This is a genomic window from Bhargavaea massiliensis, from assembly GCF_050480245.1.
In the GTDB taxonomy this organism is placed as follows: domain Bacteria; phylum Bacillota; class Bacilli; order Bacillales; family Anoxybacillaceae; genus Anoxybacillus.
The window spans coordinates 16,334-30,318 of sequence record NZ_JBCNEQ010000007.1 but is presented as its reverse complement, the minus strand read 5'-3'; the positions used below and the strand labels follow the sequence as shown (position 1 = coordinate 30,318).

17 protein-coding genes, 1 other RNA gene and 1 pseudogene are annotated in these 13,985 nt (G+C 40.9%); 11 read left to right on the top strand and 8 right to left on the bottom strand.

Translation table 11 applies throughout. The annotated features are described in order from the left end of the window. Window positions 1-327 (bottom strand): helix-turn-helix domain-containing protein (locus tag ABEV15_RS02325; protein ID WP_498852276.1); only part of this gene is annotated, 327 nt, incomplete at its 3' end. 47 nt (window positions 328-374) lie between these two features. Between ABEV15_RS02325 and ABEV15_RS02320 the strand changes: the two genes are divergently transcribed. The 4 genes and pseudogenes from ABEV15_RS02320 (at window position 375) to ABEV15_RS02305 (ending at window position 3,149) form a co-directional block, all read left to right on the top strand. Continuing rightward, window positions 375-761, top strand: coding sequence for a hypothetical protein (locus tag ABEV15_RS02320; protein WP_498852275.1), 387 nt, complete (start codon window positions 375-377; stop codon window positions 759-761). Window positions 762-815: 54 nt separating this feature from the next. Beyond that, window positions 816-1,478: pseudogene (locus ABEV15_RS02315) on the top strand (RHS repeat-associated core domain-containing protein); the annotation flags it as partial. A 337-nt stretch (window positions 1,479-1,815) separates the two neighbouring features. Then, window positions 1,816-2,496: a hypothetical protein gene (locus tag ABEV15_RS02310; protein WP_498852274.1), complete on the top strand. Its 681-nt coding sequence runs from the start codon at window positions 1,816-1,818 to the stop codon at window positions 2,494-2,496. Between the two features lie 371 nt (window positions 2,497-2,867). Then, on the top strand, window positions 2,868-3,149 hold the full coding sequence (locus ABEV15_RS02305) for a hypothetical protein (protein WP_498852273.1): 282 nt from the start codon (window positions 2,868-2,870) through the stop codon (window positions 3,147-3,149). Between the two features lie 203 nt (window positions 3,150-3,352). Here ABEV15_RS02305 and ABEV15_RS02300 read toward each other — a convergent pair whose 3' ends face one another. From ABEV15_RS02300 to ABEV15_RS02290, 3 genes are all read right to left on the bottom strand, one after another. Next, window positions 3,353-3,478: a hypothetical protein gene (locus ABEV15_RS02300; protein ID WP_268852326.1), complete on the bottom strand. Its 126-nt coding sequence runs from the start codon at window positions 3,476-3,478 to the stop codon at window positions 3,353-3,355. Window positions 3,479-3,493: 15 nt separating this feature from the next. After that, entirely contained in the window at window positions 3,494-3,754 is a 261-nt protein-coding gene (locus tag ABEV15_RS02295) for a hypothetical protein (protein WP_498852272.1), read from the bottom strand. A gap of 83 nt (window positions 3,755-3,837) precedes the next feature. Further along, window positions 3,838-4,260 carry a CPBP family intramembrane glutamic endopeptidase gene (locus ABEV15_RS02290; protein WP_498852277.1) on the bottom strand — a complete coding sequence of 141 codons (423 nt, stop codon included), beginning with the start codon at window positions 4,258-4,260 and terminating at the stop codon, window positions 3,838-3,840. Window positions 4,261-4,963: 703 nt separating this feature from the next. On the opposite strand from ABEV15_RS02290, the gene secG reads away from it, so the two are divergent. From secG to ssrA, 5 genes are all read left to right on the top strand, one after another. After that, the gene (gene secG, locus ABEV15_RS02285; RefSeq protein ID WP_429633241.1) at window positions 4,964-5,197 is read left to right on the top strand and encodes a preprotein translocase subunit SecG; all 234 of its coding nucleotides are present in this window, start codon (window positions 4,964-4,966) and stop codon (window positions 5,195-5,197) included. A 53-nt stretch (window positions 5,198-5,250) separates the two neighbouring features. After that, window positions 5,251-5,988, top strand: a complete 738-nt coding sequence (locus ABEV15_RS02280) for an alpha/beta hydrolase (RefSeq protein WP_429636808.1) — start codon at window positions 5,251-5,253, stop codon at window positions 5,986-5,988. A gap of 20 nt (window positions 5,989-6,008) precedes the next feature. Continuing rightward, a complete protein-coding gene (gene rnr / locus ABEV15_RS02275; protein WP_498852271.1) occupies window positions 6,009-8,285 on the top strand; it encodes a ribonuclease R in 2,277 nt (758 codons plus the stop codon). 78 nt (window positions 8,286-8,363) lie between these two features. Beyond that, window positions 8,364-8,828 carry an SsrA-binding protein SmpB gene (gene smpB, locus ABEV15_RS02270; protein WP_004892472.1) on the top strand — a complete coding sequence of 155 codons (465 nt, stop codon included), beginning with the start codon at window positions 8,364-8,366 and terminating at the stop codon, window positions 8,826-8,828. 100 nt (window positions 8,829-8,928) lie between these two features. Next, window positions 8,929-9,281: a transfer-messenger RNA gene (gene ssrA / locus ABEV15_RS02265) on the top strand. A gap of 48 nt (window positions 9,282-9,329) precedes the next feature. Here the strand turns inward: ssrA and ABEV15_RS02260 are convergent. The 3 genes from ABEV15_RS02260 to ABEV15_RS02250 all read right to left on the bottom strand — a co-directional run bounded on the left by ABEV15_RS02260 (window position 9,330) and on the right by ABEV15_RS02250 (window position 10,205). Beyond that, on the bottom strand, window positions 9,330-9,506 hold the full coding sequence (locus ABEV15_RS02260; RefSeq protein ID WP_498852270.1) for a hypothetical protein: 177 nt from the start codon (window positions 9,504-9,506) through the stop codon (window positions 9,330-9,332). Between the two features lie 110 nt (window positions 9,507-9,616). Next, window positions 9,617-9,940 (bottom strand): spore coat protein, encoded by a 324-nt coding sequence (locus tag ABEV15_RS02255; RefSeq protein WP_498852269.1) that lies wholly within the window; start codon window positions 9,938-9,940, stop codon window positions 9,617-9,619. A 13-nt stretch (window positions 9,941-9,953) separates the two neighbouring features. Then, the gene (locus tag ABEV15_RS02250) at window positions 9,954-10,205 is read right to left on the bottom strand and encodes a hypothetical protein (RefSeq protein WP_004892462.1); all 252 of its coding nucleotides are present in this window, start codon (window positions 10,203-10,205) and stop codon (window positions 9,954-9,956) included. 163 nt (window positions 10,206-10,368) lie between these two features. Between ABEV15_RS02250 and ABEV15_RS02245 the strand changes: the two genes are divergently transcribed. Beyond that, window positions 10,369-11,286, top strand: a complete 918-nt coding sequence (locus ABEV15_RS02245) for a proline dehydrogenase family protein (RefSeq protein ID WP_498852268.1) — start codon at window positions 10,369-10,371, stop codon at window positions 11,284-11,286. An 18-nt stretch (window positions 11,287-11,304) separates the two neighbouring features. Here the strand turns inward: ABEV15_RS02245 and ABEV15_RS02240 are convergent, their stop codons facing one another. Further along, window positions 11,305-11,451, bottom strand: a complete 147-nt coding sequence (locus tag ABEV15_RS02240; protein WP_339171399.1) for a YuzL family protein — start codon at window positions 11,449-11,451, stop codon at window positions 11,305-11,307. A gap of 148 nt (window positions 11,452-11,599) precedes the next feature. Between ABEV15_RS02240 and ABEV15_RS02235 the strand changes: the two genes are divergently transcribed. Continuing rightward, complete coding sequence (locus ABEV15_RS02235; protein WP_498852267.1) at window positions 11,600-13,978, top strand: 3-hydroxyacyl-CoA dehydrogenase/enoyl-CoA hydratase family protein; 2,379 nt, start codon at window positions 11,600-11,602, stop codon at window positions 13,976-13,978. Window positions 13,979-13,985: the final 7 nt, after the last annotated feature.

Below are 13,985 nucleotides of genomic sequence, written 5' to 3'. Positions count from 1 at the left end.
CCAGCCAGCATCCACAGGTGTAGTAGTTAACACGAGTTGTCTGATTTCTTGTTGTTGTTCTTCCGTAAGAAATGGCACGCGACCAGGTGGTAAGCGACGATCGAGTAGATGATCGAGCCCACCTTGATTAAAACGTACAACGTAGAGGGCAACCGATTGACGGCATACGTTGACCATTTTTGCGACATCTTTACCGAGGTGACCTTCCATAACAAGACGAACAGCGGTCACCCGAACACGAAGGGAAGCATCTTTGATTTTCCGTTCTTGTTTCCGAAGGGTTCGAGGCGTCCAACCGTGATCATTTGTGATTTTCAAACGTTTCATACCAATTCCGCTCCTTTTGTATAGAAATATTTAGGAGCAGTATAGCCATGAAAAAAGGTGTTCATACAGAAGTCATCGTTTTAAAGTGCATGTATATAGATATAAAAAACTTTAGTAATCAATTTGAAAAACTTTCTGTTCTATATACTATTAACAGTGGAATATATGGAATCGTTAATAAAGAATGGAAAATCATTGGAAAATTGTCTAAAGGGAAATTCAACCCTGAAGAATATGAGTTACCTGATTTTGTGTTTTACAATGGCAAGGAATATTTTGTTAGTCGAGGGGATGCGAATACACCAATAGCAGAATTAGAGCCTATTTCTAAAGAGGAAGGGGAAAAAATAAAAAATCCAATTGGCTTGGTTGGTGATAGTAATATAGTGGAGATGCTTATTAATTCATACTACGAGAAACAAAATCAGAAATAATGTATTTAGCTTTTTTAGGGTTATCCCGTGATTTAAGGGATAACCTTTTTATTGTACAGTAAAGACACTCGGTACATCCAAAAGGATGTCAATGACGTCATTACGAACTACCATTACCAAGGCGACAGCCTAAACGTTCTGTATGAAACCGATGCAAGCGGAAATGTGGTAAGATCGTATATATACGGAGAAAACGGTCAGCTCCTTGCCATGAAAAAAGGCAATGCGACGTACTTTTATCACTATAACGCCCATGGCGATGTCATTGCCCTAACGGATGCGCAAGGAAACATCGTGGCCCGTTACCAATACGATGCGTGGGGGAACATTCTTTCCCAATCCGGCGCATTGGCGGACGAAAATCCATACCGATATGCGGGATACCAATATGACCAAGAAACGGGTCTGTATTATCTGATCGCCCGTTATTACCACCCAGCCCATGGCGTGTTCTTATCCTTGGATCCAGACTCAGGGGATGCGGGTGATATTCCCACGCAAAACGGCTATACGTATGCGAACAACAACCCGGTGATGATGGTCGATCCGGATGGGCATTTTGTGTGGATGGTCGTTAATGCGGGATTGGCGGCGTATGAAGGGTATAAGGCGTACAAGGCAGGAAAAGGATGGATAGGTGTCACAGCTACGGTAGCGATGGGTGTTATTGGTATCGGAAAGATAAAAGCTGCATCTAAAGCTGTTTCATTTGTTAAAAAAATCAATGGAAATAGTCTCTGGAGTAGAAGAGCAAATCATGGTTACGAGATATATCAATATGTTAATGGAAAAAACAAGTATTGAAAGTTGGAATAAGTGGGGGACGGATTTCAAAATCCGGTAAATCGTATAGAGCCACCAGACAGGCTAATAAATGGGCTAAAAAATATGGCGGTAAATATTATACTCGAGTTGTAAAGAAAAATATGACAAGGCAACAAGCATTGAGATGGGAACAAGGGCATGTAAATAGAGTTGCAAGAGCTGGGGGGTGTTTCAATCTAGATACCATAAGCGACCACGTCCTTGGTAGACAAGAAGAAAGGGTGATTAAATGGTAAATATTCATTTTCAGGATTGGGGGAAAAACCGTCCTAAAAAACACTATAATCGTATTCACGAAATGAGAATTTTTGAGTTGATCTTTTCAAATAAACTAAGTGAATTAGGAATAAAATTGGGAAAATTTGAAAACATTATCGTTTATTGTTTGGCTGATCCAAATAAGAGAATGTCTTATGAGGAAAATCATGCTTTACAAGAGATTAGTGTATCGATCCCTTATGATTTTATGGATTTTTTAAATTTAGACTCTGCTAATGCCAAGTTTCAAGCTTTTGCCTATTTGGTTCATACTTATATTAAACCGATTTTAGAAAGATACTCGACATTGCCACAATTAACAGTTTCAGAATGTGTGGAGAAGGCGCTTGAACAAATTATAAAACAAAATTACGAAGCGGTTTTTCTAGTTGGAAAAACTCCTAAAAAAAGTCCAGACCGTAAGAAATTAGCGATTTTAAAAGGAATTCACCGATTAGAGGGATTTCAGTTAAGATGTGAGGTCTATAACGAGAAAGGTCTTAAAATTATGGATCAGATATTAGTTCGTGATGTTGGAAACGAAATTGTGTATTCAAGATACCTTGGGACACTGAAATGGGAAAACGATCATCACATCGTTGTAAAATCGAGTTCAAGCAATTGGTTGGTGGAGATCCATGTCGAAGATTAGAAAACTATAATTAGATAGTAACGGTTTCATGCAAAATAAGACGGGCTCTTACGTTCTTTTAGTGGAAAATCACGAGGTAATGGAGAATTCAGAGTTAAAAATAATGATTTACACGCTCATTTTCTCCATTCTCTTCTTCCTTTCACTAAGGTTACGTAAGGGCCGTTTTTTGTCAAAAAACATGTTCTGTCCAATATTTACAGGATGGCACGACGAAGACAAGAAAATTTGACTCGGCGAATCGGGTCATCGAACAGTCCGACCGCGGGGGATTACAAAAATGGACGTATCCGACCACCTCGGATAAATTGCAACAGTTCCTGTTCTCGCATGGATCGTTTAGCCAAACGGTTACGTACCAATACAACGCCTTGGACCAAAATACCATTGTTCAAGATGGAACGTATACGTATCGCTTTGATTATGACGAAAGAGGACACGTTCGCACATTTACGACTGGAAACGGAGCGGGAGCCACCTTCACGTATGATGACCGCGGCTTGGTGAAAAGTCTGTCAGTGGGGACGGCAGATGGAACCGAGTTATTGGCGGAAACGTACCGTTATGACGAAAACGGCAATCGGACAGAAATCGCCACCCCGTTAAGAAATAGAAAAATGAGAGGTAAATCCCTCCCTCATTTCACACAATGATGATCTAGAAAGTTGGATTGATGATGCGAATGATTTAGCTCACAGTACAATTAAAACTAAACTAAATTCCTTATTAATCGAAGCGAGAGTACCTGGTACATATTCGTTACTTATCGCTGATGCTATTGCAAGAACGATTAATGGAATCGGGGACATGTCTCCTGTGTTAATGAATTTACTTGTTTACAATGTCTACAGTATAGCTATTTCTGTTTTAATACTCTAAATACAAGAATACCAACTAAAACGATAATGGCTACAGTTACCGAAACAATTGTTATAGGTAACCAGTCAGTTATAAAAGATGAATAAGTTGTCGTTTCAGCCATGGATACCCTCCGCCTTTAATAGAGATGTTGGAAAGAAACTCTAACTGTCGCTCCATTTGATTTTAGATCTATAAGTTTTATAGAACTTACAATGGTATGGTAGGAATTAAAAACACCTGATCCACCAATTCCAATAGCTGCATATTTATAATCACCTTGTGCATTAATATCATAGCCCTCTTTATATGCTGTACTGTCTGTTATTTGTGCTGATCCATCAACAGTATTTGGGAACCAAGCAGATGTTCCTGCAACAGAAGCATATGTTGCAGTCAAACCTTTTGTAGTAACTTTAAAACCAGTTTTTAGAACTAATTTTGTGTCAGGGTAAAGTACATGGCGAATGTAAACTGTTGAACTTAATTATGGAAAGAATGAAAAATAATTACTGACCATAATGAATTAGTTTTATGAAATACAAAACCAAATATTAAACTTAAAACAACAACATAAACGGGCGTCCAAGACATAAGAATACGTACAATGTTTCCGCTACTGACCCATTGTGGAAAATGGATCAGTAGGAACAAGCAGGACGTAAATAAATTTGCACACCAAAAAGAACACCATTTTTTTAAAACTTGGAGGGTGAGTCCTCTAAACACAATTTCCTCCGATAAAGCAGACAATAAAATAGTATTTATCCAAATATACCAAGGAAGGGGATACGATAATTTTCTGTAAACGATGTCGTAATGGGAAAGAATCAATAATAAGCTAAGTGGAATGGATAGTAAAAACCCTGTAAATATATTTTTTAGAATTTTGCCTTTAAGCTTCATAAATTTGAATACAGAAGACTTTAAAAAGACACGTATATAAACGAAGACAGGAACTATCCACAATAATATTATTAATATTGTGTTTAGAATTTCGAGTGTGGAACCGTATTGATGTATTTTTGTTATTAAAAGGAAATATTTAAAAAAATTAATCAATAATAAAAGTAACAAAAATATTATAAAAAAACATTTACTTTCCTTTGGTGTGAATTCTGTTTGCATTTTCTTGTTGCCTCACTATCTAATAAACTGTAGTTGAGTAATTACCATTGAAATAATTACCATACAAAACAACCATGAGGAAGTTGTTCTCGCCACCCAAGCATGAAAATAACCGTTCATGAACCATTTATTTTCACAAAAAAGGTCCATGGGCAATAGTTTGCCCTCCACCCGGGGATGAAAATGACCGATCAAGACGCATATATTTTAGCGGAAAATTTTATATTTTTTAATAACTCAAAAAATAGTTTCTGTTCATTTGCATCACCCCTCTCTTTATTCGAATTGTAAAACAAAATCAAGGGGGGAAAAAGATGTTTTCGACAAATTTTGCAATCTTGCTGTGGCTTTTTATTTGTCTGTTGTTTCGGAAAATCATCATGACTAAAGTTTTATCCCGTATCTTTTCGTCCGTTGTACAAATGAATCGTGTTGTGTTAAAATGAAACTATTGTGATGTGCGTCGTTGGAGGTGTAAAGTATGCATGCGTTTCTTGTTACGTTACTTGTAATTGTTTGTATTGGAATCATTGCGGTTGTTTTATTGCAATCGGGTCGAAGTGCAGGGCTTTCTGGTGCGATTACCGGCGGTGCCGAGCAATTGTTTGGTAAACAGAAAGCGCGCGGCATTGATGCGGTGTTACACCGTCTGACTGTTGTGCTTGCGGTGTTGTTTTTCGTATTAACAGTAGCTGTCACTTATTTTAAACTGTAACAGCGGTCCAGCGATGCGGATCGCTTTTTTCGTGGAGAAAGGAGGAATCATTTGTGAAACTTGTTGCACCACAACCGTTTACGTTTGAAGCTGGTGAACGCGCTGTCTTATTATTGCACGGATTTACAGGAAATTCTGCCGATGTGCGGATGCTTGGGCGTTTTTTACAATCAAAAGGATATACGTGCCACGCCCCAATTTATAAGGGGCATGGCGTGCCGCCAGAAGAACTTGTGCATACCGGCCCGGAAGACTGGTGGCAAGATGTGATGAACGCTTACGAATATTTAAAACAAAACCATGAAAAAATCGCTGTTGTTGGCTTATCGCTTGGCGGTGTGTTTTCGTTAAAACTTGGCTATACTGTTCCTGTTGTCGGCATCGTGCCGATGTGTGCGCCGATGTATATTAAAAGCGAACAGACGATGTATGAAGGAGTTTTAGCGTACGCTCGCGAATATAAAAAGCGAGAAGGAAAAAGTGAAGACCAAATCGAACGCGAAATGGCGGAGTTTGCGAAAACGCCGATGAAAACATTAAAAGCATTGCAACAACTCATTGCCGAAGTACGCGATCATTTAGATTTCATTTATGCACCTGTTTTTGTTGTACAAGCGCGTCATGATGACATGATTAACCCAGATAGTGCAAATACTATTTATAACGGCGTCGAATCTCCGATCAAACTAATAAAATGGTATGAGGAGTCAGGACACGTCATTACGCTTGATAAAGAAAAAGAACAGCTTCACGAAGACATTTATGCATTTTTAGAATCATTAGATTGGTAATCCTCGAAAGGAGGAAGTAAATGAAGGAAAAATTATTGGCGTTTATGCGCGACGAAGCGTATAAACCGCTTACGGTCCAAGAATTAGAAGAAGCGTTTCATATTACGGACGCTGCCGAATTTAAAGAACTTGTGAAAGCGCTCGTTGCGCTTGAAGAAGAAGGATCGATCGTCCGGACGAGAAGCAATCGGTATGGACTGCCGGAGAAAATGAACTTAATTCGCGGCAAAGTAACAGGTCATGCGAAAGGGTTTGCGTTTGTCGTCCCAGAAGATCCAACGCTTGATGACATTTTCATTCCGCCATCGGAATTGAAGAATGCGATGCATGGCGACACCGTTCTTGTGCGTGTCAACGGACAAGCAACGGGGGCGCGTCAAGAAGGGACGATCGTCCGCATTATTGAGCGGGGCATTACAGAAGTCGTAGGAACATATACGGAAAGCAAAAACTTTGGCTTTGTTATTCCAGACGATAAAAAAATCGTCAACGACATTTTTATTCCGAAACATGCCGCAAACGGTGCCGTCGAGGGGCATAAAGTCGTCGTTCGTTTAACGACGTATCCGGAAGGACGCATTAGTGCAGAAGGGGAAGTTATTAAAATTTTAGGGCATAAAAACGATCCGGGGGTCGATATTTTATCGATCATTCATAAACATGGATTGCCGCTTCAATTCCCAGAAGACGTCCTTGAACATGCGAACAGCATTCCGGATACAATTTCGGAAGAAGATTTACAGGGTCGACGGGACTTACGCAACGAAATGATTGTGACGATTGACGGCGAGGACGCAAAAGATTTAGACGATGCGGTGACTGTAACGAAATTAGAAAACGGAAACTATAAACTCGGTGTTCATATTGCTGATGTCAGTCATTATGTGACGGAAGGCTCGCCGATTGACCGCGAAGCATATGAGCGCGGAACGAGCGTTTATTTAGTTGACCGCGTCATCCCGATGATTCCGCATCGCTTGTCAAACGGTATTTGTTCATTAAATCCGAAAGTTGATCGCTTGACGTTGTCGTGCGAGATGGAAATAAACGATCGCGGTGAAGTCGTGAGCCATGAAATTTTTCAAAGCGTTATTCGTACGACTGAACGAATGACGTATTCTGATGTAAACCGTATTCTCGTTGATCGTGACGAAGCGCTGCGAGAAAAATATGCTCCGCTTGTACCAATGTTTGAGTCAATGGCAGAATTAGCGGATATTTTACGAAATAAACGAATGAAACGCGGTGCAATTGATTTTGATTTTAAAGAAGCAAAAGTGCTTGTCGATGAAAATGGGAAGCCTTATGATGTCATCTTGCGTGAACGTTCCGTTGCCGAACGACTAATTGAAGAATTTATGCTAGTAGCGAACGAAACAATTGCCGAACATTTTCATTGGATGAATGTCCCATTTATTTATCGCGTGCATGAAGATCCGAAACCAGAGAAATTGCAACGCTTTTTAGAGTTCATTACAAACTTCGGTTATGTCGTCAAAGGAACGGGCAATCAAATTCATCCGCGTGCTTTGCAAGAAGTGTTGGAAGCGGTACGTGGCGAGCCAGAAGAAATGGTTGTATCAACCGTCATGCTTCGGTCGATGAAGCAAGCGCGTTATGATGCCGAAAGTCTCGGTCACTACGGATTATCGACTGAATTTTATACGCACTTTACGTCACCGATTCGCCGCTACCCAGACTTAATTGTGCATCGCCTTATTCGCACGTATTTAATTAACGGACAAATCGATGAACAAACGCAGCAAAAATGGGCGGAGAAGCTGCCTGAAATTGCGGAGCATACATCGAATATGGAGCGCCGTGCGGTCGAGGCAGAACGCGAAACAGATGACTTGAAGAAAACGGAGTTTATGGAAGATAAAATTGGCATGGAGTTTGATGGCATTATTAGCTCGGTGACGAATTTTGGACTGTTTGTTGAACTGCCAAATACGGTCGAAGGGCTTGTGCATGTCAGCTATTTAACAGACGATTACTACCATTATGACGAGCAACACTATGCAATGGTTGGCGAACGAACAGGGAAAGTGTACCGCATCGGTGACGAAATTACTGTGCGCGTCATTAATGTCAATAAAGAGGAGCGCATCGTCGATTTTGAAATTGTCGGTATGAAAGGGCGCAAACGTAAACAAGCGAAAGCTGCTCCAGTCGTCATCGAAGGAAAACGGAAAAAGAAAAAAGAAGAGCAATGGCCAACGAAAAAAACGAAGAAAAAGAAAAAGTTTTATGAAGATATACCAAACATGAAAAAGAAGAAAAAGAAAAAACGATAAGGAAAGCCTCCACTGATGAGGCTTTTCCTTTCTTCTTATTTTTGTTAAAATATTCGTTGTCTGAAGGGAGGGAAATCGATGCCAAAAGGGGAAGGAAAGCTCATCGCGCAAAATAAAAAAGCGCATCACGATTATTTTATTGAAGAAACGTACGAAGCAGGACTTGTTTTGCAAGGAACGGAAATTAAGTCGATTCGCGCAGGCAAGGTGAACTTAAAAGATTCATTTGCGAAAGTGGAAAAAGGTGAAGTGTTTTTGCATAATATGCATATTAGTCCGTACGAACAAGGCAACCGTTACAATCATGATCCGTTGCGGACGCGCAAACTACTGCTTCATCGTCGCGAAATTAGCAAGCTCATCGGCTATACAAAAGAACAAGGCTATACGCTCGTGCCGCTCAAGCTATACATTAAAAATGGTTTTGCGAAACTGTTGCTAGGCGTCGGAAAAGGAAAGAAAAAATACGACAAACGGGAAGATATGAAAAAGAAAGAAGCCCAACGCGAAGTCGAACGCGCTTTCCGCGAACGGCAGAAATAAACCCAGTATGTTACAATTGCAAAGCACCTGAAATGTGATATAATAAAAAGTGTCAGCCAGTTGTAAAAGCTTAAGCTTCCTTCGTACGTTTCTCTTATACGGGGACGTTACGGATTCGACAGGGGTAGATCGAGCTTAAGCTGCGAGCCGAGGGGATCGTCCTCGTAAAAACGTCACCTAAAGATAACTGGCAAAGAAAACTACGCTTTAGCTGCTTAATTTATGCGGCTAGCTCCTACCGCCATCGCCCATGTGGCGGCCTAGGGGTTCATAACAAGTGGGCTACGCCCAAGTCCGCCGTCTGAGGACGCGGGAAGAGAACGATCAGACTAGCTGCTCGGATGCCTGTCGGTAGGCGGAAGATGCAGCGAAACGTAAATATACCGACTACGCTCGTAGACGCTTAAGTGGCGATATCTCTGGACGTGGGTTCGACTCCCACCGTCTCCATACATTGACGAAAAAACGCTAGGGAGCAATCGGCTCTCTAGCGTTTTATGTTTAATAGTACCATCCGCCACCATACAGATAAAACGGATACGGACGTGGTGGGTAGTAACGTGGTGGGCGTGGCGGATAAAATAGATAAGGCGTTAATGCACTACCGAGCAATCCGCCTAAAAAGCCCCCGAAAAACGGTGCACCAAAAAAGCCGAAAAACGCTCTTTGACCATACATTGAGCATTCCCTCCTTCTAAATTCATCATTACATTAACACGATATGCGAGGCGCTTGTCCAATGGTTGGGCGTATAACAAAAAACCGACTGCATAAGCAGTCGGCTTTTCTTATTGCATCATATTGTTGTATGGGAATTGGCTCGCATATCCTTGAAATTGCTGATACGATTGTTGCAATTTTTGCTGGTCTGCTTGTTCAAGCGCATACCACCCTTTTTTAAACATTAAGTTGAACAATTCACGTTGACAGTTTTTTGTTTCGGTGAATATATGCAAAATTTCATCATACAAGTGTTGATGACTTGCTTCATTTAAAAATGTACAATAACCATCTGACATATATTTTTCAGTCGATAACATATCATTAATAAAATCGCGATCGTTCATTTGTGGGGTTTTTGGAATTTGTGTTTCAGGATTTTGCACCTTCATGTTATGTCCTCCTTTATTGCACGTGGGCAGATGGTTGCAATTGATGTAAAAGCTGTTGATAGTGGCGCTGGTGCATTTGTCCAACGCGATCAATCGCTTGTTTAATTTCTTGATCTTGACATTGAGAAGCGAAAAAATGTGCTTTTTTCATCGCAATCAAATTCCATGAGAGCGCATCCGTTAAATAAAGGGCGTCTTTCGTCGAAATCATTTCAGGTGGTTGAGCCATCATCGCCTGTTGTTGCATGTTCATCTGCTGTTGCATAATCATCCCTCCATATAAAATCATGTTCGACTGTATATTGCCCACGTGCTGTATAGTTATACGTATGTAGACAAAAAATACGATTATTCGACAAAAACATATTCAAGCAAGTGAAAACGTGTTACAATACGGGTGGATGTGCTTGCAAAGGGGGTAATCAACGATGGAGCAATTGATGCGCGACTTTTTCTTATTTTTGTCAAAAAATAAAACGTTAACAAAATTGGCGAAACAGTATGGTCTTCGTTTCGGTGCATCGCGTTTTGTAGCGGGAGAAACAATCGAACAGGCAGTAGAAGTTATTCAACAACTGAATCGTAAAGGACTAGCGGTCACGATCGATTATTTAGGTGAATTTGTTGATAACGAGCAAGAAGCAAACGAAATGGCGAACCATTCGATTGAAGCGATTCGTGCAATTGGTGAAAATAAACTAAATTCACAACTATCATTAAAAATGACGTCGATGGGATTAGACATTTCCGATGAGCTTGTGATGAAAAATATGCGCCGTATTTTAGATGAAGCGAAAGCCCACGGCGTATTCGTTACAATTGATATGGAAGACTATTCTCGTTGTCAAAAAACAATCGATATTTTTAAGCAGTTAAAGAAAGAGTATGACAATGTTGGAACGGTATTGCAAGCATATTTGTACCGTACGGAAAAAGACATCGAAGATTTAAATGCGTATCATCCGAATTTACGTCTCGTGAAAGGCGCGTATAAAGAGTCACAGGAAGTCGCTTTTCCAGACAAAAAAGATGTAGATGAAAACTTCAAAAAAATTATTAAAATGCATCTATTAAACGGAAACTATACAGCTGTTGCTACGCACGATGATGAGATAATTGAATACACGAAACAACTCGTGAAGGAATATAACATCCCGAACGATCAATTTGAATTTCAAATGTTATACGGCATTCGTCCAGAGAGACAAGAACAATTAGTACGTGAAGGATACACAATGCGCGTCTACGTTCCATACGGAACCGATTGGTACGGCTATTTTATGCGCCGTTTAGCGGAACGCCCAGCCAACGTGGCATTTGTGTTAAAAGGTATATTCAAAAAATAAAGGTGGGGTGTCCCACCTTTATTCACTTCCCATATTTTCTTTTCCATATTGTTGATTTTGGCTCGTTTTCTTTCCGCCTCCATCACGCTCCACCGTTGGACCAGCATTTCCTTTCACACTTGCAGCGCTTACACCTGCTTTGGACGGGTGTTTTTTCATTTTCATCGCAAACTCACCTCCTTTTGTATCATTTCCTGAATCGTTGACAAAATTCGCTACATTTATTTGTTGCGAAAATTTGAAATATAATTTATATTTAAGATAAAGGAAAAATGAATGACCATTCATTCAATTCGGATAAGGGGGAACGAGCATGCGAATCAAAAAAGCAGCGGTTCTCGGTTCCGGAGTTATGGGATCGGGGATTGCGGCACATTTAGCGAACGTCGGTATTCCGACATTGTTGTTAGACATCGTGCCGAAAGAGTTGACGGAAGAAGAAAAAGCAAAAGGATGGACGCTTGAACATAAACAAGTACGCAATCGCATCGTCAATCAAGCGGTTCAACGTTTATTGAAACAAAAACCAGCGCCACTTATGTCGAAAGCCAACTTAGCATTAATCGAAGTCGGTAACTTTGAAGATGACTTTCATCGCTTAGCCGAATGCGATTGGATTATTGAAGTCGTTGTTGAGCGGCTTGATGTGAAAAAAAGTGTGTTTGAAAAAGTGGATGAAGTCAGAAAGCAAGGAAGTATCGTCAGCTCAAACACGTCCGGTATTTCCATCGAAGCGATGGCCGAAGGACGCTCGGACGATTTTAAAAAGCACTTTTTAGGCACGCACTTTTTCAATCCACCGCGCTATTTAAAATTATTAGAAGTCATTCCGACAAAGCACACTGATCCAGTTGTTGTTACGTTTATGAAACAATTTGGTGAAAACGTGCTTGGTAAAGGGGTTGTGCTTGCGAAAGATACGCCAAACTTTATCGCCAATCGCATCGGTACGTACGGTTTGCTTGTGACGGTACGTGAAATGATGAAAGGCGGTTATAGTGTTGGCGAAGTCGATTCTGTGACAGGTCCATTAATCGGTCGTCCGAAAAGTGCAACGTTCCGCACGCTTGATGTCGTCGGTTTAGACACGTTTATTCATGTGGCCAACAACGTATTCGAAAAGGTAGAAGGTGAGGAAAAAGAAGCATTTACCGTTCCATCTTTTATGAAGACAATGGTTGAAAAAGGATGGCTCGGCAGCAAATCAGGGCAAGGATTTTTCTATAAAAAAGGAAAGGACATTTTTGAATTAAATTATGAAACGCTTGAGTATGAACCGACGAAAAAACTAAAGGCACCGTCCGTTGAAATGAGCAAACAAGCAAAAGGAACAGCGAATAAATTGAAAGCGCTTGTATATGCGAATGACCGTGCGGGGCAACTACTTTGGAACATTTTAAGCCCAACGTTATTATATTCTGCCAAGTTACTGGGAGAAATTGCAGATGATATCGTAGCGATTGACCGTGCGATGAAATGGGGTTTTGGCTGGGAGCTCGGTCCTTTCGAAACGTGGGATGCGATCGGTGTGAGACAGTCTGTTGAAAAAATGAAAGCGGAAGGTCGTCAAGTACCATCGTGGGTTGAAGATATGCTTGCGAGCGGACACGAAACGTTTTATAAACACGAGCACGGTCGCGTGTCGTACTACGATCGTGGACAATATAAGCCGGTTGAAGAAAACGAAAAAGTCATTCACATTCATCGCTTAAAAGAACAAAAAGGGGTCATTAAGAAAAATAGTGGAGCAAGTTTAATTGACCTTGGTGACGATGTGGCGTTACTTGAATTTCACTCACCGAACAACGCCATTGGTTTTGACATCGTCCAAATGATTAACTACGCACTAGAAGAAGTCGATCGCAACTATAAAGGACTTGTCATCGGAAATCAAGGGAAAAACTTCTGTGTCGGTGCGAACCTTGCGATGATTTTAATGGAAGCACAAGATGATAACTATTTCGAAATTGAAATGGTCGTTCGTCAATTCCAACAAGCGATGATGAATATTAAATATAGCTCAAAACCGGTTGTCGTTGCGCCATTTGCGATGACGCTCGGCGGTGGAACGGAAATTTGCTTGCCAGCTTCACGCATTCAGGCAGCTGCAGAAACATACATGGGGCTTGTTGAGGTAGGTGTCGGTCTCATTCCAGGCGGTGGTGGAAATAAAGAGCTATACATTAAACATTTAAGCGGCATGCCAAACGGTGTGGAATTTGATTTGCAAAAGGTTGCAAATAAAGTGTTTGAAACGATTGCGATGGCGAAAGTATCGACATCGGCAGCAGAAGCGCGTGAGTTAAATTTCTTAAATGCACAAGATGGTATTTCGATCAATGGTGATCATCTCATTCATGACGCAAAACAAGCTGTATTAGCGCTATATGAGAGCGGATACAAACCGCCGGTGCGTAAAAAAATTCCGGTTGTCGGGGAAACAGGGTATGCGACGTTACTACTTGGCGCTCAAGGTATGTACCATTCCGGTTACATTTCAGAGCACGATTTAAAAATTGCGAAAAAGCTTGCATACGTCATCGCTGGTGGAAGCGTACCGTACGGAACAGAAGTGGACGAACAATATTTGCTTGATTTAGAGCGCGAAGCATTTTTAAGTCTTGTCGGTGAGCCGAAAACGCAAGCGCGCATGCAACATATGCTTCTCAAAGGAAAGCCGTTAAGAAACTAAGGGGGGA

What these genes read in the sequence shown, in the direction of transcription:
- ABEV15_RS02320 (WP_498852275.1), top strand. Translation starts at nt 375, where the DNA reads ATGAAAAAAGGTGTTCATACAGAAGTCATCGTTTTAAAGTGCATGTAT.
- ABEV15_RS02310 (WP_498852274.1), top strand. Translation starts at nt 1,816, where the DNA reads ATGGTAAATATTCATTTTCAGGATTGGGGGAAAAACCGTCCTAAAAAA.
- ABEV15_RS02300 (WP_268852326.1), bottom strand. Translation starts at nt 3,478, where the DNA reads ATGGCTGAAACGACAACTTATTCATCTTTTATAACTGACTGGTTACCT.
- ABEV15_RS02290 (WP_498852277.1), bottom strand. Translation starts at nt 4,260, where the DNA reads ATGAAGCTTAAAGGCAAAATTCTAAAAAATATATTTACAGGGTTTTTA.
- secG (WP_429633241.1), top strand. Translation starts at nt 4,964, where the DNA reads ATGCATGCGTTTCTTGTTACGTTACTTGTAATTGTTTGTATTGGAATC.
- rnr (WP_498852271.1), top strand. Translation starts at nt 6,009, where the DNA reads ATGAAGGAAAAATTATTGGCGTTTATGCGCGACGAAGCGTATAAACCG.
- smpB (WP_004892472.1), top strand. Translation starts at nt 8,364, where the DNA reads ATGCCAAAAGGGGAAGGAAAGCTCATCGCGCAAAATAAAAAAGCGCAT.
- ABEV15_RS02260 (WP_498852270.1), bottom strand. Translation starts at nt 9,506, where the DNA reads ATGTATGGTCAAAGAGCGTTTTTCGGCTTTTTTGGTGCACCGTTTTTC.
- ABEV15_RS02255 (WP_498852269.1), bottom strand. Translation starts at nt 9,940, where the DNA reads ATGAAGGTGCAAAATCCTGAAACACAAATTCCAAAAACCCCACAAATG.
- ABEV15_RS02250 (WP_004892462.1), bottom strand. Translation starts at nt 10,205, where the DNA reads ATGCAACAGCAGATGAACATGCAACAACAGGCGATGATGGCTCAACCA.
- ABEV15_RS02245 (WP_498852268.1), top strand. Translation starts at nt 10,369, where the DNA reads ATGGAGCAATTGATGCGCGACTTTTTCTTATTTTTGTCAAAAAATAAA.
- ABEV15_RS02240 (WP_339171399.1), bottom strand. Translation starts at nt 11,451, where the DNA reads ATGAAAATGAAAAAACACCCGTCCAAAGCAGGTGTAAGCGCTGCAAGT.
- ABEV15_RS02235 (WP_498852267.1), top strand. Translation starts at nt 11,600, where the DNA reads ATGCGAATCAAAAAAGCAGCGGTTCTCGGTTCCGGAGTTATGGGATCG.